Here is a 19,471-nt window from a genome sequence, read left to right on the forward strand (position 1 = left end):
TCCTTTTTATGATGAGGTTTTTAAAACGGTCTTGCAAGTATCGAGATACGCATCGACCACTTCTGCCACCTCTCGTCCTTCTCGAATTGCCCATACAATCAGGCTTTGCCCCCGCTTCGCATCCCCAGCGACAAAGACGTTATCCGTTTCCGTATGGAAATCTTTCGTCTTCTCGACGCCGATTTTCCGCAACTCGTGCTCTGGTCGTTCAAATCCAATGGCGACGAGGATGAGGTCCGCCGGGTACGTCTCCATCGAATCTTCCTCTACGAAGAAAGTCGCTTGACCATCCGGGTTGACGACTTTCGTCATCCTTTCCGTTTCAATCCCTGTGACACGTCCTTCTTTCGTGACGATTTGGTTGGAGCGAATCAAATATGTTCTCGGGTCTTTCTCATAGACCGCGAGTGATTCCGCATACGCATAATCGGTCGTAAGCGTGTCAGGTTGAAGTGGCCAAGGTTTCTCTGGTGCACGGAGCAACCCTTTTGACGGGTGCTTCCCAAATTGAACGACTGATTTTGCACCTTGACGGATTGCCGTCGCCACGCAGTCCGCTCCTGTATCTCCTCCTCCGATGACGATGACATCTTTGTCTTTGGCGTCATAATCAGAGACAAGGGGAGCTCCTTTTCGTTCATGCATGGATGCCGTCAAATAATCCATCGCCATTTCAACGCCAACGGCATCATCTCCGTCAATCCCGAGCGTGCGCTGTTTTTGAGCTCCGGTCGCCAAGATGACCGCATCGTATTCGTTCCGAAGCGATTCGACCGTTACATCCTTACCAACCTCGACGTTCGTTCGGATGACAATCCCCTCTTGTTCGAGTAACCGAACGCGACGACTTACGACATCTTTATCGAGTTTCATGTTTGGGATTCCATACATGAGCAGTCCTCCCGCTTCATCCGCTTTCTCGATGATGGTGACCGAATGACCCAATTGATTCAATTGATCAGCGGCGGCTAGACCAGCAGGTCCACTTCCGATGATGGCGACCGTCATCCCGGTTCTTCGATGAACCGGTCTCGGCTTCACCCATCCTTCTTCAAATGCCCGGTCGATAATTGTTCGCTCGATGGACTTGATGGCAACCGGATCTTCACTGATTCCGAGAGTACACGATCCTTCACAAGGTGCCGGACAAACCCTTCCCGTGAACTCCGGGAAGTTGTTCGTCTCCATCAAACGATGATATGCGCCCATCCAGTCCGCTTTCGTGACGAGCTTGTTCCACTCTGGAATATAATTATGAATCGGGCATCCAATCGTCTCTTGACCAATCAAATCACCGACATGACAGAACGGTGTGCCGCAGTCCATACAACGCGCGGCTTGTTGCTGGACCGATTCGTCATCCATTCTCGTCGCATATTCGTCATAATCTCTCACACGCTCATCGACTTGACGTTCCGGTAAGGTCGTTCGCGCGATGTTCAAAAAGTTATGTTTCATGCGGTACCTCCTTCAGTCACGACACGGAACAATTCAAGTGCTCTGTCTGCTTCACTCAATTCTGGGCGTTCCGCCTCAATTTGACGCATCACATCTAAGACATTCGCGTAGTCTCTCGGAACGACTTTCACAAAGTGTGAACGTACTTGTTCAAATGACTCTAAAATCGTCCGTGCTTTGACGCTGTCTGTGTGGAATTGGTGCGCTTCAAGAAGCGCATAAATTTGTTCGATATCTTCATCGCCCAACTCCCGTACGACGGAGACAAGCTCCTCATTGACGAGTTGTTCATAGGCTTGCGCTCCGTAAATATAAGCTGTCCCACCGGACATACCGGCGGCAAAATTTCGTCCTATCTGTCCGAGTACAAGAACCGTCCCACCGGTCATATATTCACACCCGTGATCCCCTACTCCTTCGACGACTGCCGTCGCACCAGAGTTACGAACGGCGAACCGCTCACCAACATGTCCGTTGAAGAACGCCTGACCGCTCGTCGCTCCGTACAAGCAGACGTTACCGGCAATCATTTGTTCACTTTCATCAAACGGCGCATGCTTTTCAGCAATCAATGCCAATTTTCCTCCACTCAAGCCTTTGCCGATATAATCGTTCGCATCGCCAATGACAGAGATAGTGATTCCGTTCGGTAAAAATGCCCCCAAACTTTGTCCGGCAGATCCACTAAGGCGAAGCGAAATCGTATCGTCCGGTAAACCGACCTGACCATGAACTTTCGTCACTTCAAAACCTAACTGTGTTCCGACCGCTCGATCGGTGTTTCGGATGCGACCTACGAAGAACGTCGGTTGGCCAGAAGTGATGGAACGTGATACAGCCGGGATGAGCTTACGATGATCGTATGAACGGTATGCCGGATGAGTGAGTTCTTCTCGTTCCGGCAACGGTGTCGGCATCGAAATCATTGGAGACAAATCTAGACGTCGCGCTTTCGGATGATTCGTCTTCCACACGCTTTCTTCGAGTAGATCTGTTCGACAGACCACTTCGTCGAGTGATGTGACACCGAGTGACGCCAAGATTTCCCGCACTTCTTCAGCCAAGAACGTCATCAAGTTGACGACATGCTCTGGTTTCCCCATAAATTTCTGACGAAGTACCGGGTCTTGGGTCGCCACACCGACCGGACAAGTATCTAAATGACATGCGCGCATCATGATACATCCGAGAACGACGAGCGGTGCTGTCGCAAACGCAAACTCTTCGGCACCGAAGATGGCTGCCATGACGATATCGCGACCCGTCATAAGCTTCCCGTCCGTCTCGAGCGTGACTCTTCCCCGGAGTCCGTTCAATGCGAGCGTTTGATGTGTCTCTAGGAGACCGAGTTCCCACGGAAGACCTGTATGCTTGATTGACGTCTTCGGAGAAGCACCGGTCCCACCGTCGTATCCGCTAATGACAATCGTATCCGCGTTCGCTTTCGCCACGCCTGCTGCAATCGTCCCAACCCCTGATTTTGAAACGAGTTTGACACTGATTTTCGCGTTCGGGTTCACATGTTTTAAGTCAAAAATAAGTTGTGCCAAATCCTCAATCGAATAAATATCATGATGCGGAGGCGGCGAGATGAGTCCGACGCCAGGAACCGATCCCCGGACTTCGGCGACCCATGGATACACCTTGTTCCCTGGAAGTTGTCCACCTTCCCCTGGTTTTGCCCCTTGTGCCATCTTGATTTGAATTTCATCGGCATGATATAGATATTCCGCCGTCACGCCGAAACGGCCACTCGCCACTTGTTTGATGCGGCTGATGCGCTCGTTCCCGAATTCATCCGGGACAAAGCGAGCACGGTCTTCCCCACCTTCACCTGAGTTACTTTTCGCACCGATTTGGTTCATCGCAATAGCGAGCGTCTCGTGTGCTTCTTTTGACAAGGATCCGAACGACATCGCTCCCGTCTTAAAGCGGCGTACGATTGCCGTGATCGGTTCCACCTCATCAATCGCCACCGGACGTTGTTCCTTAAACGCGAACAACTGACGGATAAATTGTCCCGACGACTCATGCAACTTCACGTAGGCATCGTAATATTTTCGCTCATTCTCACGGCAGGCGCGTTGCAACAAGTGAATCGTCTTCGGATTGAACGCATGCTCCTCTCCGTCTGCACGCCATTGGAAGTCACTTCCCGCTTCGAGCGGGCGGTTTGTCTCATATGCGTCTTTGTGGAGTGTTTTTGCCTCGTCTTCTAATTCAACGAATCCGATTCCTGACAGCTGAGACGTCGTTCCTCGGAAATGTGTTTCAATCAAATCACGGTCTAATCCAACCGCTTCGAAGATTTGAGCCCCACGATAACTTTGAATCGTCGAGATTCCCATTTTCGACATGATTTTGACGATGCCTTCAACGACAGCTTTTTGATAGGAACGAATTGCCGCTTCAAATGAATGAGTGATTTGTTCATGTTCGACCAAGTGTTGAATCGTCGCATAGGCAACGTAAGGGTAGACCGCATCGGCTCCATAACCAATCAAAGTCGCAGCCTGATGCACTTCTCGCACTTCACCACTTTCACAAATCACGCTACAGTTCGATCTCAAGTTCTCACGAATCAAATGTTGGTGAACGGCACTGATCACGAGGAGCGCCGGCATCGCAGCCCGATCACGTGACATATAACGGTCAGATAGGACAATGACGTTCGCACCATTTCGTACAATTTCGCTGACGTATTGCAAAAGGGCTTCAAGCGACGCCTCTAAATCATTTGTGAACGTCGTATCGACGCGTGCGAGTTTGAGTCGCTCACTAATTTGATCGAGTGTCGAACCATCGATGATTGGATGATCCAGCCACACACGTTTCGCGTGACCACGTCCGGTATGGACCGGATCACCTTGCGGACCAATCCAAGTGAACGTCGCTGTGACAATTTTCTCCCGTAAGGCATCAATTGGCGGGTTCGTCACTTGCGCGAAATGTTGTTTAAAGTAATGGAAGAGCGACCGAGGACGGGTAGAGAGAACTGCGATTGGTTGATCATGCCCCATCGACCCAATCGGATCTTTCTCATCGTTGATTAATGGAATCATATACTGTTCGATATCCTCTTTTGTATACCCGAACGCACGTTGCACACGATCTAGTTCTGAGACGTCTTGTTCCTGAACACCTCTATCTTCCACTTTCATCATTTGTTTGAGCCATTTATGATACGGCTCCGATTTTGCAATCGTCTCCTTGATTTCTTGATCGGGAATCAAACGTTTCGCAATCAAGTCGATCAAGAGCAACTGCCCAGGTCGTAGGCGCTGTTTTGATTTGACGTTCTCGGCATCGACAGGGATGACTCCTGTCTCTGATGACAGAATCAATTCTCCATCCAATGTCTCGACGTAACGCATCGGGCGTAACCCGTTCCGGTCTAAAATTGCACCGATCTGTCGCCCATCGGTAAATACGACGCCGGTTGGACCATCCCACGGCTCCATGATGGATGAGTGATATTGATAGAAGTCACGTTTGAACGGTTCCATCTTACCTTCAACAAACGGTTCGGGAATCAACATCATCGCCGTATGCGCAATCGATCGACCGGTGCGTGTGAAGAACTCGAAGGCATTATCAAGCATCGACGAATCACTGCCGTCCTCTTGGAGAACTGGGAACAAATGATTCACATCCTCAAACAAATCGGTCGATGTGACCCCTTCGCGCGCTCGCATCGCATCGATATTGCCTCGTAACGTGTTGATTTCTCCATTATGGACAATCATCCGGTTTGGGTGTGCACGTTCCCATGAAGGAAACGTATTTGTTGAGAAGCGAGAGTGAACGATCCCGAACGTGCTCTTATAATGCGGTGATTGCAAGTCCAAATAAAAGGCATCAATTTGAACTGGCGTCAGCATTCCTTTATATACAATCGTTCTCGTCGACAGGCTCGCAATATATAAGTTTAGCGATTCAACTTTTTCAATCTTTCGTCGGAGTTCATAGAACACACGTTCATTCGCATCTTCATCGAGAAACGGACAAGAGATGAACCACTGATAAATGACCGGTTGCGTCACGCGTGCATGTTCCCCGATTTGCGTTGCGTCCACGGGTACTTCTCGCCACTCGATAGTCGAACAGTCTAATTCATCTGCCATGCGTTCCATCAAATTTATTTTTTCCTTTAGCCGATCGTCTGATGGCTGAAAAAAAACCATTCCGACAGCGTAACGACCAGGTGACGGAAGGTTCATCGTTTGCGTGAAAAGTTCATGTGGGATTTCAGTCATAATACCCGCACCATCACCGGCATCGATGACACCTTGCCCTCCTCGGTGCTCTAATTTACATAGCATCGAGAGTGATTTACGGACAATCTCATGTTTTTTTAGTCCGTTTAAATTGACGTATAATCCAATCCCGCACGCGTCTTTCTCAAATCTTGAGTCATACAGTCCAACTCGACTCATATCATCGACCCCTTTCACTCACAGTTTCGTAATTAACATTCTGTTCTAAATATTCTGAAAAATCAAGTGGACTGTATGTATTTTTGCATAATAGGAATTGAATCTATTACGATTGAAAGCGTATACATAGCTGATATCAATAGGTTTTATCGTTTTAGTTATGTTAGATAAAGAATAAATATCCATGAATATTATTTATTTGTAGGTTCTTAAGAACATAAAAAAGGGATATCTTTATAGACATCCCTTTCGAACTTAGTGTTCAACTGTTTTTCGCGGGTGATGCAAAAACGATTTCGGACGCTTCCACAAGATCAAACCGATATATCCAATCGCGAGCAATGCGAGCGCACTGACGATGACGACATACAGTGTCCCTTCTTCGATTCTTGCAAAAATACCGATATAGGCCCAGACGAATACGAGTGGATAGATGAAATCGTGATGCCACCACATAAAGAGTAGGGCTAATACAACACCGACCATCAGCATGAGCGATGTCCATGCAAGTTCATCAAGACCTAATAAAGAAGTGATCTGTTCTGTCTTCATCACGACGAACGTATTGACAATCGTTGCGACCGACACCCAACCGATATAGATCGAGAACGGGAAACGATCGAGCCAACTTGTAGATGTGCGGAATGCAATATAGTATAGCCAGCATAGAGACGCTAAGAATGCCACCATGATTACGAGCGAGAGTACGAACCACTCATTCGTAAATGCGAGAAGCCACAATCCGTTCAACACACATGAAATCAGGAATCCTGCTTTCATACGTTCGGCCTGTCGATTGGCCGTCGTCCCTTTTTTCAATTGTAAGACTAACCAGACAAGTAATGCGACATAGATGACGCCCCAAATGGAGAAGGCATAACCCGCCGGTTTAAAGTAGATGTCAATTCGGTCTGAAACCGCGGCATTATCACCGCTCGCAAAATAATTGATGACGACGGTCGCTAGAAAAGCGACCCAGTTTACAATTGGCCATTTTGATAAGTCCATAAGCACGATCTTCTGAATGAAGATCAAACACCTCCTTTTAGCAACATAATAATCATTACCCGCATCCATGTGACTCTACACTTAGAAAGGGGCTCGCAAATGCGAGCCCCAAGTCATTAAAAGTCGATTTCGTCCGGATCTGGTCCAAGACGTTCACCTGTCGCCACCTGGTCGATTTTTGCTAAATCGTCCGCGTCGAGTGAAAAATCGAATACGTCGAAGTTTTCACGAATTCGGTGCGGTGTCACCGACTTCGGCAATGCGACATGACCTGACTCGAGGTGCCAAAGAAGCACAACTTGTGCAGGCGTTTTTCCATGCTTCTCCGCAATCTCCGAGAAGGCATCGATCTCTAAGAACTTCCCTTGCATAAGTGGACTCCACGCCTCAATTTGAATGCCTTCATCCTGGCAATAGTCCAACAAATCCGGTTGTGGAAGTTGTGGATGAAGTTCTACTTGGTTGATGAGTGGTGCCATCAGTCCTTCTTCTTTTAACGTCTCAAGATGATGTTCTTTGAAGTTGGAAACACCGATTGCTTTAATCTTTCCAGCTTCGTATAGTTCGATCAGGTCCTTCCAAGCATCGACGAAACCATCAACAGGCCAGTGAAGCAGACAAAGGTCTAAATAGTCTGTCTCTAGGCGTTTTAATGAGTCTTCAAATGCTTCTTTCGTCTTCCCTTCACGAATATCATCATTCCAAATTTTCGATGTGATGAATAGGTCTGAACGGTCGATTCCAGAGATTTTAATCCCTTTTGCGACGCCTTCTTCATTTTTATAAATGGCAGCCGTGTCGATATGGCGATAGCCAGTCTTGAGTGCCTCGACGACAGCAGCTGGTGCCTCTGTCTCATTGTCGACTTGCCATACCCCAAACCCAATCATCGGAATCTCTACTTTGTTTCGTAACGTAGCATATAACATTTCATTCATCCCCTTTTCTTTCTAACGAGCTGATTGTATCATACCCGACAATTTATTTCGGAAAACTAAATCGTTAAATCTTTTCGGGTAAAGCGGAAGAATGAGAGTGCTGAAAACACGATTAACAAGCCGATTAACCAAATAAAGTGAACAGCACCGAACTCTTCACGCATGATGGCCGGAGTATCGAAGAGAGAAAAGAAAGAGATGTTCCCTAACCATTCGAACTGCTCGCTTACTCCGTTGATAATATTCACCATCAAGAAGAACGTGAAGATTCCGCCAGTCACCATATAAGATTTACTACTGTCATCAAACAGACTGGCCAGCATATAGGCAACGACCCCTAATACGAGAAGCATGAGCGCTCCGTTTAATTGAAGCATCCATAAAACCGCATAGTCGATTTGTAAATCGAATAATACATCTGCCGCCATGAGACTGAAGCCATTCAACCCGACAAACAAGCCAACTCCAATGATCAGGATGACGAACGTAGACCATACATATGTGACACGAGAAATCGGAGCTGCCATATACAGCATGATTTCACCTGAATCGACCGGTTTGGCAAGAAGTTTCGAGGCGAACGTCAACGCAAACAACACGGCAAGTACATAAAAAATCAATCCATAGTAGTTACTCGACAATAAATTGAGCAGATTATCCATCGCCATCGTCGCATCAATTTGAAACACTTCGAGTAACTCAGGTGGTAGTGACTCTAATTTCGCCTCAATCAGTCCCGTTTCCTGAATGGATGGGAATATAGCGGCCAAAAAGAAGAGATAGACGCTTGTCCCGACCGAATAACCGAGAATCCAACTGCGATTCTGTTTAAACATTGAGCGTATTAACATTTATGTCGCCTCCCCGTAATACTGCATAAACAAGTGTTCGAGTTCGTCAGCGCCACTCTCCAAAGAACGAATCTCATAGTCGGCAAGCGTTCGAATCAAGTTGTTCAAGTCTTCTGGCGACGTGATGGCGACTTCTACGTGTATTCCATCTCGCGTTCCAGTCGTTTCGGTGAATCGGATTGCCTCTGCCTCAGAAGAAAACTCAATCTGATATCGTTTCACACTGTGCTGTCTAAGCTCTTCCATATCTTCCTCAATAATGATGCGCCCGTCTTTAATCAACGCGGCTCGATCACACGTCCGTTCCATCTCAGGAAAATGGTGAGAGCTCATCAGAATCGCCTTACCTGCTTCTTTTTCTTCGATTAGCCAATCAATCAAACGTTCTTGCATGAGCGGGTCGAGTCCGCTCGTAGGCTCATCCAAAATATAGACGGGTGCCTCTTTCATGAAGCACGTGATGATGGCGAGCTTTTGTTTCATCCCTTTAGACATCTTCCGAACTTTCGTCGACTCATCGAATGCGAATCGTTCGCGAAGTCGCAGCTCTCGTGCAGAATCCGTTTTATGCAAATGACGCGTCAACCGAATGATTTCTTCTCCGGTCATATGTTGTGGATAATTGATTTCCCCAGGTAAATAACCGACATTTCGTTTGACCTGCTCGGTTTCGCTCCAGCAGTCGAACCCGTTAATGGTCGCCTTCCCTTCGCTCGGTGTCAACAGACCCATTAGATGACGAATCGTCGTCGATTTCCCAGCACCGTTCGGTCCGATGAATCCAAAAATCGTACCGGGTAACACATCGAGTGACACATCAAAAATACCGTGGGTTGCATCGAATCGTTTTGTCAATCGTTCAATCCGAATCATCACAAGCCCTCCTTTTTTGAAATATAAGATTAATATGATTACAAAACTAGTATATCACGTTCTTTTTTGAAATGGAAATGGTATATTTATTACAAAACTATAGAAAGGAGTGCTCCGACCTATGGATGGATTCGCAAAACGCACCGAGGAAAAAAGACAGGCCATCTTACGTGCCGCATATGACTTGATGACAGAAAAACAATCTCGGTTTACCGTAAGTGAACTCGCGAAGCAAGCTCATGTCTCTCCCGTCTCGATCTACAATTACTTCGGCTCGAAAGAACAAGTCATCATTGAAGTGTTGCAGCAGATGACGGAAGAACAAATGAGTTGGATTGATGAACAAATTAAGTCGAACGCTCCGTTTGAGACGTTACTCGTCGATATTTTGAAACGAAAAATCAAAACGGCTGTTCTTTTTGATGAGACCATCACTACGATGATTCAACAAGATCCGAACTGGGAGCAGTTGGCGTCTCGTGGTTATGCATCTTTCGCCCGTTTAATCGAATACGGAAAACAAAAAGGCACTATTGATGCCACATTATCGACCACTTCCTACTTACGGTACGTTCAATTGATGCAACAGGCCATCCTGTCCGACCCGCATTTTTCAATCGGGGACATGAAAGAGACGATGGAAGACTATTTTCATTTCTTTTTGAACGGGGTCATTAAACGCTAAAAAGGTGACTGTCAATAAAGAGACAGCCACCTTTTCTTATGCTTTGAATATAAAGTCTTCAATCGGATAGAGTGAAAGGTCCACTTCACATTCGCCCGTCAGCACGAGTTCACTTAACACTTTTCCGATGAACGGACCGACCGTCAAACCGGATGACCCTAGTCCGTTCGCCACAAGCAATTGATTCGCCCCCGGTACTCTCCCGAGTACAGGAATCGAGTTCGGTGTGACCGGACGGAAACCGACTTTCGTCTCGATGAGTTCTGCTTCCGAAAGTCCTGGTGCTGATTCAAGCCCTTTCGTCAGCACTTCGTGGACACCAATCGCCGTCGGTCGAACATCGAACGCTTTACCTTTCTCATGGGTCGAGCCAATCACGACCTTCCCGTCTTCAAATCCAAGTAGATAACGTCGCCTTGGCGGCATGACAACCGGCCAATTCGAGGCATCGGTATCTTTTAACTGGACGTGAACGAGTTGCGCCTTTTCTCCGTCGACGCGCACCGTATATCCGAGAGGCTGTAACAGCTCCGGAAGCCACGCCCCATTCGCAAGGATGATTTCATCCGCTTCATATCGAGCTCCCTCACACTCGACGCCAATCGCGTCCCCATCGGTCAACCGTGCAGAACCGTATACAAATTTCACACCACGTTTCATAGCGACTCGTTCAAGTGCTGCACGGAATTTCCCACCATCCACACGTGCGCCACCTTTGACTAGAAGCGCATCATATTCATCTGATAGTGGAGGGAAAAGACGTTGTGCCTCTTCTGCTGTCAATCGTTCTAAGTCACCGATCTCTGGTGCTTCTTCGCGACGAACCATCGTCCGCTCCATCATTTGATCAAGTTTAGACTCTTCATGGAGTGCAAGTGTCCCGACACGTTTGTATCCAGTGTCCGTCTCCCCTTCAGTTTCCAACTCTTTCACGACATGCGGATAATAGTGTGCACCACCCTTAGCGAGTGCATACCATGCTTTGTTACGCCGCTGCGCAATCCATGGACAGACGATTCCTGCCGCAGCATCTGTCGCCCGTCCTTCTTCCTTACGGTCGATGACCGTCACGTCAGCTTTCCCAGCCAAATGATAGGCTGTGGAGACACCGACGATGCCCGACCCAATAATCACAATTTTTTTCATCATGTAGCTGCCTTTTCAGACAGATGAACACATCCTTTCGTGAAAAAATCATCGACCCAATGGATCGATGATTGATTGTTATTCTCTCATCGCTAGACGATACAGTAAGTCTAGCAATTCAATATACAACCAGACGAGCGTGACGATTAATCCAAACGCCGCCACCCACTCTAATTGTTTTGGTGCCCGCTCTTCGACTTGACGTGCGATGAAATCGAAGTCTAAGACGAGTGCGAGCGAAGCGACGATGACAATGACAAACTGTACGCCGATTGCAAGTGGGCTTGAACCTGTCATAAACGCCAATCCTGAACCGAACAGGCTCATGACGAGTTGGACAAGGTACAATAACATGACCGTAAAGATTGCAGCCATTACACCTGCTCTGAACTTTTGCGTCACTTTGACAAGACCTGTCGTATAGACAAACCACATCGCAAACGCGACGACGAACGTCGTCATGACGGCACGGCCGACAATACCAGGGACCATCGCTTCAAAGAAGTATGAAATTGAACCGACGAAGACACCTTCGACAATTCCATAGAGCGGCGCAACGACAGGTGCCGTATTCGGCTTGAACGTGATGAGTAACGCAAAGATGAAACCGAGGATGAGTGACCCGATCATGAGCGGGAACAAGAGCCCTTCCCCGATTGTAGGAACGACGAGCCACGTCGTTCCGGCTGCCGCTGTGACGAGAAGAAGCAAGGTGAACACTTTTGACCATGTCCCAGCTTTCGTCATCGGCTCGGCACTGTAAGCTGTAGACTGCATTGATTTACGAAGTAGTGGATTCGATTTTAAGTTCAACGTTGTATAGCTCCTTTATGATTCAATTACTGTTTTGCGAACACGTCGATAAACGCACGCATGTAGTCTGGTAGATCGGGTGGTCGACGACTTGAGACGATATGTCCATCGACGACAACAGGTTCGTCATGCCAAATGGCGCCTGCGTTTTCCATGTCGTCCTTGATTCCTGGTGTACTCGTGACGTTCACCCCGTCCAAAATATTCGCTGAAATCAAGACCCATCCAGCATGGCAAATTTGGCCGATTGGTCGTTTTTGTTCATCCATATAACGGACGAAGCCTTTCACAGAATCAAAACGGCGCAACAAGTCAGGTGACCAGCCACCTGGTACGAGGATCGCATCAAACGATGTGATATCCACATCATCGAATGATACGTCCGATTTCGCTGGCACACCATACTTCCCAATGTAGGCATGGTCTGCCTTTTCCCCGGCTAAAATGACATGCGCACCTTCTTCACGAAGACGGTGTACAGGATACCAAAGTTCTAAATCCTCGAAGTCATTACTGACAAGTTGAAGGACTTTCTTTCCTTGTAGTTTCATCAAACCCCTCCTTTTGTTCATTCCCCATTATACCCGAAACAGAGGTTCTCGAAAACGAAGAATCAAGGTTGTTTTTTCAGTATATGGATGGAATACGCTCCTAGATACTATATCTTGTGTTATCCTTTAGTCATCGAAGATTTAAAAGGAGGTTCATCACCTTATGAAGCAATATCATGATTTATGTCGACACATCCTCGAAAACGGAGTAGTGAAAGAGGACCGTACCGGCACAGGGACGACCAGCGTTTTCGGCTATCAAATGCGATTCAATTTACAAGAAGGCTTCCCCCTCATCACGACGAAAAAGTTACATACTCGTTCGATTATCCATGAACTTCTTTGGTTCATCTCGGGTGAGACGAACATTCGTTATCTACAAGAGAACGGAGTGCGGATTTGGAACGAATGGGCAGATGAAGAAGGGAACCTCGGCCCGGTATACGGCTCACAGTGGCGCTCATTCCCACGCCCGGACGGCTCGTCCGTCGATCAACTGGCTCAAGTGATTGAACAAATTAAAACGAATCCTGATTCAAGACGGTTGATCGTCTCCGCATGGAATCCTGGGCAGCTCGATGAGATGGCCCTTCCGCCGTGTCATTTACTTTTCCAATTCTATGTCGCTGATGGGAAGCTCTCTTGCCAGTTGTATCAACGAAGCGCCGACACATTCTTAGGTGTTCCGTTCAACATCGCATCGTATGCACTTTTGACACATATGGTCGCTCATGTGACCGGCCTAGAAGTTGGCGATTTCGTCCACACGCTCGGAGATGCTCATATTTATCATAACCATCTCGAACAAGTGGCACTTCAACTGTCGCGTGACCCGCGTCCGTTACCACAACTCAAGATTGTCCGTGACGTACCTTCAATTGAATCATTCCGTTTTGAGGACTTTGAGATTCTCGGATATGACCCACATCCACATATTAAAGGAGAAGTGAGCGTATGATTTCGCATGTGGTCGCGTACGGACTCAATCGGGAAATCGGGAAAGACAATGATTTATTGTGGCGATTGCCGGATGATTTAAAACACTTTAAATCTGTCACGTCTGGTGGCACGGTCGTCATGGGAAGAAAAACGTTCGAATCAATTGGAAAGGCATTGCCGAACCGACGGAACATCGTCGTGACGTCCGATTCTACTTTTAAAGCAGATCACATTGAAGTGTGGCATGATTTAGAACGCCTTGTCGAAGAAAGTCAAAACGAGGAATGGTTTGTCATTGGCGGCGCGACGCTATATGAACAGACTATGTCGATGACTAGTCGAATCTATGCCACCGAAGTAAACGCTTCGTTCGAGGCAGACACGTATTACCCTGAACGGAGCGGTTCATGGGCGATCCAGAATCAGATGGATCACCCGCAAGACGAAAAACATGCATACGCCTTTTCGTTCATACAATATGACAAAGCAGACATCGATTGATCATCGATGTCTGCTTTTTTAGTCAGGTAGTTTTTCTAACCATTGTTCAATTTTTTTCGTGATGACTTCATCCTGATTATCATCAGCGAAGTCGTCATAAATCGCTTCAAGTTCGGAGGCTGTGCGCTTGGAGACCGCGAGGATGTGACTGTATTTACCACGCTGTTCTTTCACAGCAGAGAGCGTCCCTCTCGCTTCATGGACGCGGGTGTCATCTAAGACGAACATTTCGATGTTGTCGTTACAAGAATACGCTTCATACGGACGGTACACGACCTCATAGCGACGATGCTCTTTTGGCAAGCGGTTTGCAAGCGATGTGTACGTGTTCTCGGACATTGTCACGTAAGCAATCCGCTTTTCCTCACGAACCGCCGACGTATATCGGACGACACGATTTCGACCATCACGTTTTGCCTTATAGAGCGCCTCATCTGCGTATGCACACCACTCTCCAAGCGTATATCCTGTTTGGCAGACACGGGTATATCCGATTGATACGGTCACTTGATGCTTGTACGGGAATTCCATCTCTTCAATCCGGGTACGGACGCGCTCTAGCACCGATTCGACAATCGCTCGGTCCGATACGTTCAAGAGAATTAAAAACTCTTCTCCTCCATAACGGATGAGCTCATCACTCGATCGAATCGCGTGTCGAATTTCTTCGGAGACACGATGGAGCACATCATCCCCATAAGAGTGACCGAACGTATCGTTCAACTGTTTGAAATGGTCGATATCAAGTAGCGCAACGGCAAAGCTCTCACCAGAGCGCTCTAACCTTGAGATGAAGCGAGAAAACGTCGCTTTTAAATATTTTCGGTTGAACGCACCCGTCAGTTCATCGACAAGTAATGCCTTTGAAACTAAACGAGACTTTTCAATATGTAGACCAAGACGGACTAACCGTTCCTCCATCGGTACCCATGATTCCCAATAGTCATCGAATCCGTAGGAATAGGCAGCGAGACGATAATGCTCATTCGTTCCGATGACAATAAGCGGAACGTAAAGTTTTCTCATCTTGCTCACAAACGATTGGATGTCACGTTCTTTAAACTGAGGCCATAGTTCGACGTCCATGATGATGGCTTTTGGGACGTCCTCATAGTCATACTCGACCGCTTCTTCGAGTGTTTGCAAGAATACAGGACGTGCTCCAAGCTTCTCAACACGCGACTTATACCGACTAAATGTCGAAAAACTCGCAGAAAGAATCAAAACGAGGTCCTCATCTTCTTGTTCAATTCCTAGAACGGTATGGATGTATCGTTTCACCGGTGAGATCAAGGTCATTGCCTCTGCTTGGGTAAGGACGCTAGGCAACTCCTTCGCATCAGACTCGACACGACTAAATATTTCTAACAGATGCATAAAGCGTCGCTGTCTAACCTCTTTCTTCACCCAATCAAGTAGAAACTCGATATCGGATTTAGGAATTTGTCTAGACTCTGATATTTTTTTTAAAATCATATGTATACGCTCAGTGAGTTGACCTTGCTCCATCTTCGTCCCCCCTATGTTCGTACTCCCCGAATTCTCTTATGTATCGATTATGCGACTTCTACAGATAAAATACAACTATTTCCTTATTTATTTTCTATTGTTTTACATATACCTAGTGCTTACGTCCTAAAATAGACATAGAAAAAAGCGGTCTTGCGACCGCTTTGTGTTATTTTTTCACTTTTAGGTTCGGTGATGTCATCTCTTCAGGACGAATCCATTGATCAAATTGCTCTTCTGTCAATAATCCTGTTTCCAATGCCGCCTCTTTTAAAGAAGTACCGTTTTTGTGTGCCAGTTTCGCAATTTTCGCAGCATTTTCATATCCGATATGTGGGTTGAGTGCTGTGACGAGCATGAGCGACTGTTCCACGTTACGAGAAATCACATCATGATTCGGCTCGATCCCGATTGCACAATGATCGTTGAATGAATGTAGGCTGTCCGTCAAGAGACGACAAGTCTGTAAGAAGTTATACATGATGACCGGTTTGAAGACGTTCAGTTCAAAGTTCCCTTGGCTTGCCCCGAAACCAATCGTCGCGTCGTTACCAAGAACTTGGGCGGCAACCATCGTGAGCGCTTCACTTTGTGTCGGATTGACTTTCCCTGGCATGATTGAACTTCCTGGCTCATTTTCAGGAATCGTAATTTCGCCGATTCCCGCACGTGGACCCGATGCCAACCACCGCACATCGTTCGCAATCTTCATTGCATCCATCGCTAACGCTTTTAAAGCACCATGTGTAAAGACGAGTTGATCATGACTCGTAAGAGCGTGGAATTTGTTTACGGCCGTGACAAACGGTTTACCTGTCTCTTCAGAAATCTTTTTCGCCACGACTTCCCCAAATTCAGGATGGGCGTTGATTCCGGTACCGACAGCTGTTCCACCGAGAGCAAGCTCTGTCAATGGTTCAATCGTCCGTTCAATCATTTGTTTTGAGAGTTCAAGCATCCGCACCCAGCCGCTGATTTCCTGACCGAGCGTGACCGGTGTCGCATCTTGAAGATGTGTGCGTCCGATTTTGACGATATCCATATACGCTTCCGCTTTTTGCGAAAGAGTTTGGTGAAGGGCATCGATTGCCGGCAAGACGTCATCTTGCACGGAAAGGATGGCCGCAATGTGCATCGCTGTCGGATACGTGTCATTCGAGCTCTGCGATTTGTTGACATCATCATTCGGATGAATCCAAATCGATTGCTCACGCGCATGCAATTTGATATTCGCAATATTCGCGATCACTTCGTTGACGTTCATGTTTGATTGGGTACCCGATCCCGTTTGCCAGACGACGAGTGGAAATTCAGCGTCGTACTTTCCTTCTAAAATCTCATCGGCTACTTCCGCAATGATTTCAGCTTTCTCTTCTTCCAGTACTCCAAGTTCAGCGTTGGCGAGAGCCGCCCCTTTTTTCAAGATTGCGAAGGCACGTATAATCTCAAGCGGCATCTTTTCTGCACCGATTTTAAAGTTCTCAAGACTACGTTGCGTTTGTGCTCCCCATTTTGCATCAGCCGGGACTTTAATTTCCCCCATCGTGTCCCGTTCGATTCGATAATCCTTCATGCTAAATTCCCCCTCTATAGTTGACTACGCTTTCATTTTAGCGAAAAACCATCTAAAAAGAAACGACTCAATCCAAAAAGCGACCAAGAATGATCTTAGTCGCTTACTTCGTTCCGTTTAATGCTTCACGTGCAATGACATCTGCACGATTTTCTGCACGAGGAATCCATTTGATAAAGACGTTCGGTAAATCATCATACGCAATCAACGCTTTGAGAAAGAGGGGTTTGGCCGAGGAATCTTTCATGAAACGTTGCTCCAACGCACGAACAATCACTTCCGCATCGGAGTAGAGCATGAATGACGTCTCTCCTTGCATCGTATGCGCCATTTCAAGTGCATAGGCACAAGCCGCTAATTCTGCATGGACACTGGACAAACCTTGCGTTTGACGCTTGAACGTCGAGACCGTACCGTCTGATGACTTAATCCAGACACCAAGCCCGTTCTCTTCGGTTGTCTGATTTGTTGCTGCGTCAAAATAAATGTGAACCAAATCGATACGCCTCCCAGTCCGTATTAATCGGCGCATGGATATCAATTTGTGACAGACGTTTAGATAAGAGCGCAATCTCTTCATGCCCGTCTAATTTTTTTGCAAACTTCTGATGTGGTGCCTCGAGCGTTGCATTTTGAACGTGCGTGTAGAGCGTTTCGACCGTATCGTAATGTTGAATCAAGATGGTTGCCGTTTTTGGCCCGATGCCACGAACGCCAGGGATATTATCGGAAGAATCACCTTGTAATGCTTTCACGTCGACAAACTGATATGGTTTCACCCCATACATCGCTTCAAACGAACTCTCATTGACGAGTTGTTCTTCACCTTTTTTCGGCATGATTTGAAACACGTTTGGTGACAATAATTGTAGTAAGTCACGGTCAGAGGAATAAAGATATGATTCTCCTGGGAACGCTGTCGCCACAGCTCCCATCAAGTCGTCCGCCTCATAGCCGGTCAATTCTGATTGTAGAATCCCTCGCTCGTCCAAGGCCGCTCTCAATTTGACATAGTCTTCGAAAAGCGGTTCCGGGAGTCCGTTACGCGTCGCTTTATATTCAGGATAAAGGGCATAACGATGCGTCGTTTCTCTCGTCCCGTCCCAAAAGAAAGCGATGTGTGAAAAGTCCGTCGTCCAGGCATCGACTTTTCGAAGCAACCCTTTCACCGTCACGTCTGGGTCGAGTGCTCTTCTCCGCTCCGTTGCAAAATAATAACGTGATAATAAGTTAAATCCATCAACGAGAATGAGTTTCATCTTGCTCCACCTCACATGCTTTTAATCCTCGTGCCAATGCATCGGCATCTAGTTCTTTTCCAATCCAGACGAATACCGAACGGTTTCCTTCATGTACCTCATTCGCAAATGTCGCGCCCATGAGTTGATTCGTTGCTTGAATGACGAATTTTCGATTCTCATCCTTTAGACGAACGATTGCCTTCATCCGATAGATTGAATCCTCATAATGCATCAGTACCTCACGAACATATCGCGTCACGCGTTCACGAGAGAGCGGACGATCTGCATTCAACGTGACGGCCCGAAGAGAAGAGACAGATTCGGTCGCTTCTGTAAGACGACTCAATTGTTCTTCATCGACTCGCGACAGTTGGAACGTGTTTTCAAGAAGGTCAAATGCCCCTTCCGTCTGGACCGTTTCCACTACACGAACGGTCGGATTGATTTGATTGATACGTGCTCGGGCATGTTTCAATTCCTCGCTCGAGACTAAATCTGTCTTGTTTAATAAGATCATGTCCGCATACGCGATTTGATGAATGCCTTCTTTGAATAAGTCGCGATCCATTTGACTGGCATCCACGACAGTCAAGATGGCGTTCATCTTAAAATGTTGACGTAAGTATTCGTCGTAATAAATCGTCTGGATGATTGGGGCCGGGTCTGCAACACCAGTCGTCTCGATGATGATTCGGTCAAACGTCTCTTTCTTCGACACGAGTTGATAAAACGTCTTACTCAAGTCATTTTGAATCGAACAACAAATACATCCGTTCGAGAGCTCAATTTGCTCCTGGTCCATCTTTACAATCAACTGTTCATCAATATTGACCGCTCCTAGTTCGTTGACAATTAAACAAATCTTCTCATCTGTCGCAGCGAGTAGACGATTCATATACGTCGTCTTACCTGCTCCTAAAAATCCAGTCACTAACTGTACGGGAATCAT

The 19,471-nt window shown here is 47.0% G+C and carries 17 protein-coding genes and 1 pseudogene; 3 read left to right on the forward strand and 15 right to left on the reverse strand.

What is annotated here, in order from left to right; genetic code table 11:
* Positions 1-6: 6 nt before the first annotated feature.
* From AC5LIL_RS07800 to AC5LIL_RS07825, 6 genes are all read right to left on the reverse strand, one after another.
* Entirely contained in the window at positions 7-1,458 is a 1,452-nt protein-coding gene (locus AC5LIL_RS07800; RefSeq protein ID WP_499823800.1) for a glutamate synthase subunit beta, read from the reverse strand.
* Positions 1,455-5,894 (reverse strand): glutamate synthase large subunit, encoded by a 4,440-nt coding sequence (gene gltB / locus AC5LIL_RS07805; protein WP_499823801.1) that lies wholly within the window; start codon positions 5,892-5,894, stop codon positions 1,455-1,457. Before gltB ends, AC5LIL_RS07800 begins: the two co-directional genes overlap by 4 nt.
* Before the next feature lie 255 nt (positions 5,895-6,149).
* Entirely contained in the window at positions 6,150-6,902 is a 753-nt protein-coding gene (locus AC5LIL_RS07810) for a TspO-related membrane protein (protein ID WP_224860860.1), read from the reverse strand.
* 116 nt (positions 6,903-7,018) lie between these two features.
* Entirely contained in the window at positions 7,019-7,831 is an 813-nt protein-coding gene (locus tag AC5LIL_RS07815) for an aldo/keto reductase (RefSeq protein ID WP_499823802.1), read from the reverse strand.
* A gap of 65 nt (positions 7,832-7,896) precedes the next feature.
* Complete coding sequence (locus AC5LIL_RS07820; RefSeq protein ID WP_499823803.1) at positions 7,897-8,691, reverse strand: ABC transporter permease subunit; 795 nt, start codon at positions 8,689-8,691, stop codon at positions 7,897-7,899.
* A complete protein-coding gene (locus tag AC5LIL_RS07825; protein ID WP_499823804.1) occupies positions 8,692-9,564 on the reverse strand; it encodes an ABC transporter ATP-binding protein in 873 nt (290 codons plus the stop codon). It abuts the gene before it with no gap.
* A gap of 121 nt (positions 9,565-9,685) precedes the next feature.
* On the opposite strand from AC5LIL_RS07825, the gene AC5LIL_RS07830 reads away from it, so the two are divergent.
* Positions 9,686-10,249 carry a TetR/AcrR family transcriptional regulator gene (locus AC5LIL_RS07830; RefSeq protein ID WP_499823805.1) on the forward strand — a complete coding sequence of 188 codons (564 nt, stop codon included), beginning with the start codon at positions 9,686-9,688 and terminating at the stop codon, positions 10,247-10,249.
* 36 nt (positions 10,250-10,285) lie between these two features.
* Here AC5LIL_RS07830 and AC5LIL_RS07835 read toward each other — a convergent pair whose 3' ends face one another.
* From AC5LIL_RS07835 to AC5LIL_RS07845, 3 genes are all read right to left on the reverse strand, one after another.
* Entirely contained in the window at positions 10,286-11,398 is a 1,113-nt protein-coding gene (locus AC5LIL_RS07835; RefSeq protein ID WP_499823806.1) for an NAD(P)/FAD-dependent oxidoreductase, read from the reverse strand.
* 75 nt (positions 11,399-11,473) lie between these two features.
* Positions 11,474-12,208: a Bax inhibitor-1/YccA family protein gene (locus tag AC5LIL_RS07840; RefSeq protein WP_337873769.1), complete on the reverse strand. Its 735-nt coding sequence runs from the start codon at positions 12,206-12,208 to the stop codon at positions 11,474-11,476.
* A gap of 26 nt (positions 12,209-12,234) precedes the next feature.
* Entirely contained in the window at positions 12,235-12,759 is a 525-nt protein-coding gene (locus AC5LIL_RS07845; protein WP_026826070.1) for a type 1 glutamine amidotransferase domain-containing protein, read from the reverse strand.
* A gap of 163 nt (positions 12,760-12,922) precedes the next feature.
* Between AC5LIL_RS07845 and AC5LIL_RS07850 the strand changes: the two genes are divergently transcribed.
* Together AC5LIL_RS07850 and AC5LIL_RS07855 are read left to right on the forward strand one after the other, a co-directional pair.
* Positions 12,923-13,717 carry a thymidylate synthase gene (locus AC5LIL_RS07850; RefSeq protein WP_499823807.1) on the forward strand — a complete coding sequence of 265 codons (795 nt, stop codon included), beginning with the start codon at positions 12,923-12,925 and terminating at the stop codon, positions 13,715-13,717.
* Complete coding sequence (locus AC5LIL_RS07855; RefSeq protein ID WP_499823808.1) at positions 13,714-14,199, forward strand: dihydrofolate reductase; 486 nt, start codon at positions 13,714-13,716, stop codon at positions 14,197-14,199. The genes AC5LIL_RS07850 and AC5LIL_RS07855 overlap by 4 nt, the downstream gene beginning before the upstream one ends.
* Before the next feature lie 18 nt (positions 14,200-14,217).
* On the opposite strand, the gene AC5LIL_RS07860 is transcribed toward AC5LIL_RS07855, so the two are convergent.
* From AC5LIL_RS07860 to AC5LIL_RS07885, 6 genes and pseudogenes are all read right to left on the reverse strand, one after another.
* The gene (locus AC5LIL_RS07860; RefSeq protein WP_499823809.1) at positions 14,218-15,708 is read right to left on the reverse strand and encodes a GGDEF domain-containing protein; all 1,491 of its coding nucleotides are present in this window, start codon (positions 15,706-15,708) and stop codon (positions 14,218-14,220) included.
* Between the two features lie 169 nt (positions 15,709-15,877).
* Positions 15,878-17,281, reverse strand: a complete 1,404-nt coding sequence (fumC, locus tag AC5LIL_RS07865; protein ID WP_214761861.1) for a class II fumarate hydratase — start codon at positions 17,279-17,281, stop codon at positions 15,878-15,880.
* A 103-nt stretch (positions 17,282-17,384) separates the two neighbouring features.
* Positions 17,385-17,777 (reverse strand): reverse transcriptase-like protein, encoded by a 393-nt coding sequence (locus tag AC5LIL_RS07870; RefSeq protein WP_214761859.1) that lies wholly within the window; start codon positions 17,775-17,777, stop codon positions 17,385-17,387.
* On the reverse strand, positions 17,758-18,540 hold the full coding sequence (locus AC5LIL_RS07875; protein WP_214692097.1) for a 5'-3' exonuclease: 783 nt from the start codon (positions 18,538-18,540) through the stop codon (positions 17,758-17,760). The genes AC5LIL_RS07870 and AC5LIL_RS07875 overlap by 20 nt, the downstream gene beginning before the upstream one ends.
* The gene (locus tag AC5LIL_RS07880; protein ID WP_499825355.1) at positions 18,521-18,868 is read right to left on the reverse strand and encodes a CobW C-terminal domain-containing protein; all 348 of its coding nucleotides are present in this window, start codon (positions 18,866-18,868) and stop codon (positions 18,521-18,523) included. The genes AC5LIL_RS07875 and AC5LIL_RS07880 overlap by 20 nt, the downstream gene beginning before the upstream one ends.
* Before the next feature lie 135 nt (positions 18,869-19,003).
* A pseudogene (locus AC5LIL_RS07885) lies at positions 19,004-19,471 on the reverse strand (CobW family GTP-binding protein); the annotation flags it as partial.

Source organism: Exiguobacterium sp. RM11 (assembly GCF_059821525.1).

What these genes read in the sequence shown, in the direction of transcription:
- AC5LIL_RS07800 (WP_499823800.1), bottom strand. Translation starts at nt 1,458, where the DNA reads ATGAAACATAACTTTTTGAACATCGCGCGAACGACCTTACCGGAACGT.
- gltB (WP_499823801.1), bottom strand. Translation starts at nt 5,894, where the DNA reads ATGAGTCGAGTTGGACTGTATGACTCAAGATTTGAGAAAGACGCGTGC.
- AC5LIL_RS07810 (WP_224860860.1), bottom strand. Translation starts at nt 6,902, where the DNA reads ATGGACTTATCAAAATGGCCAATTGTAAACTGGGTCGCTTTTCTAGCG.
- AC5LIL_RS07815 (WP_499823802.1), bottom strand. Translation starts at nt 7,831, where the DNA reads ATGTTATATGCTACGTTACGAAACAAAGTAGAGATTCCGATGATTGGG.
- AC5LIL_RS07820 (WP_499823803.1), bottom strand. Translation starts at nt 8,691, where the DNA reads ATGTTAATACGCTCAATGTTTAAACAGAATCGCAGTTGGATTCTCGGT.
- AC5LIL_RS07825 (WP_499823804.1), bottom strand. Translation starts at nt 9,564, where the DNA reads ATGATTCGGATTGAACGATTGACAAAACGATTCGATGCAACCCACGGT.
- AC5LIL_RS07830 (WP_499823805.1), top strand. Translation starts at nt 9,686, where the DNA reads ATGGATGGATTCGCAAAACGCACCGAGGAAAAAAGACAGGCCATCTTA.
- AC5LIL_RS07835 (WP_499823806.1), bottom strand. Translation starts at nt 11,398, where the DNA reads ATGATGAAAAAAATTGTGATTATTGGGTCGGGCATCGTCGGTGTCTCC.
- AC5LIL_RS07845 (WP_026826070.1), bottom strand. Translation starts at nt 12,759, where the DNA reads ATGAAACTACAAGGAAAGAAAGTCCTTCAACTTGTCAGTAATGACTTC.
- AC5LIL_RS07850 (WP_499823807.1), top strand. Translation starts at nt 12,923, where the DNA reads ATGAAGCAATATCATGATTTATGTCGACACATCCTCGAAAACGGAGTA.
- AC5LIL_RS07855 (WP_499823808.1), top strand. Translation starts at nt 13,714, where the DNA reads ATGATTTCGCATGTGGTCGCGTACGGACTCAATCGGGAAATCGGGAAA.
- AC5LIL_RS07860 (WP_499823809.1), bottom strand. Translation starts at nt 15,708, where the DNA reads ATGGAGCAAGGTCAACTCACTGAGCGTATACATATGATTTTAAAAAAA.
- fumC (WP_214761861.1), bottom strand. Translation starts at nt 17,281, where the DNA reads ATGAAGGATTATCGAATCGAACGGGACACGATGGGGGAAATTAAAGTC.
- AC5LIL_RS07875 (WP_214692097.1), bottom strand. Translation starts at nt 18,540, where the DNA reads ATGAAACTCATTCTCGTTGATGGATTTAACTTATTATCACGTTATTAT.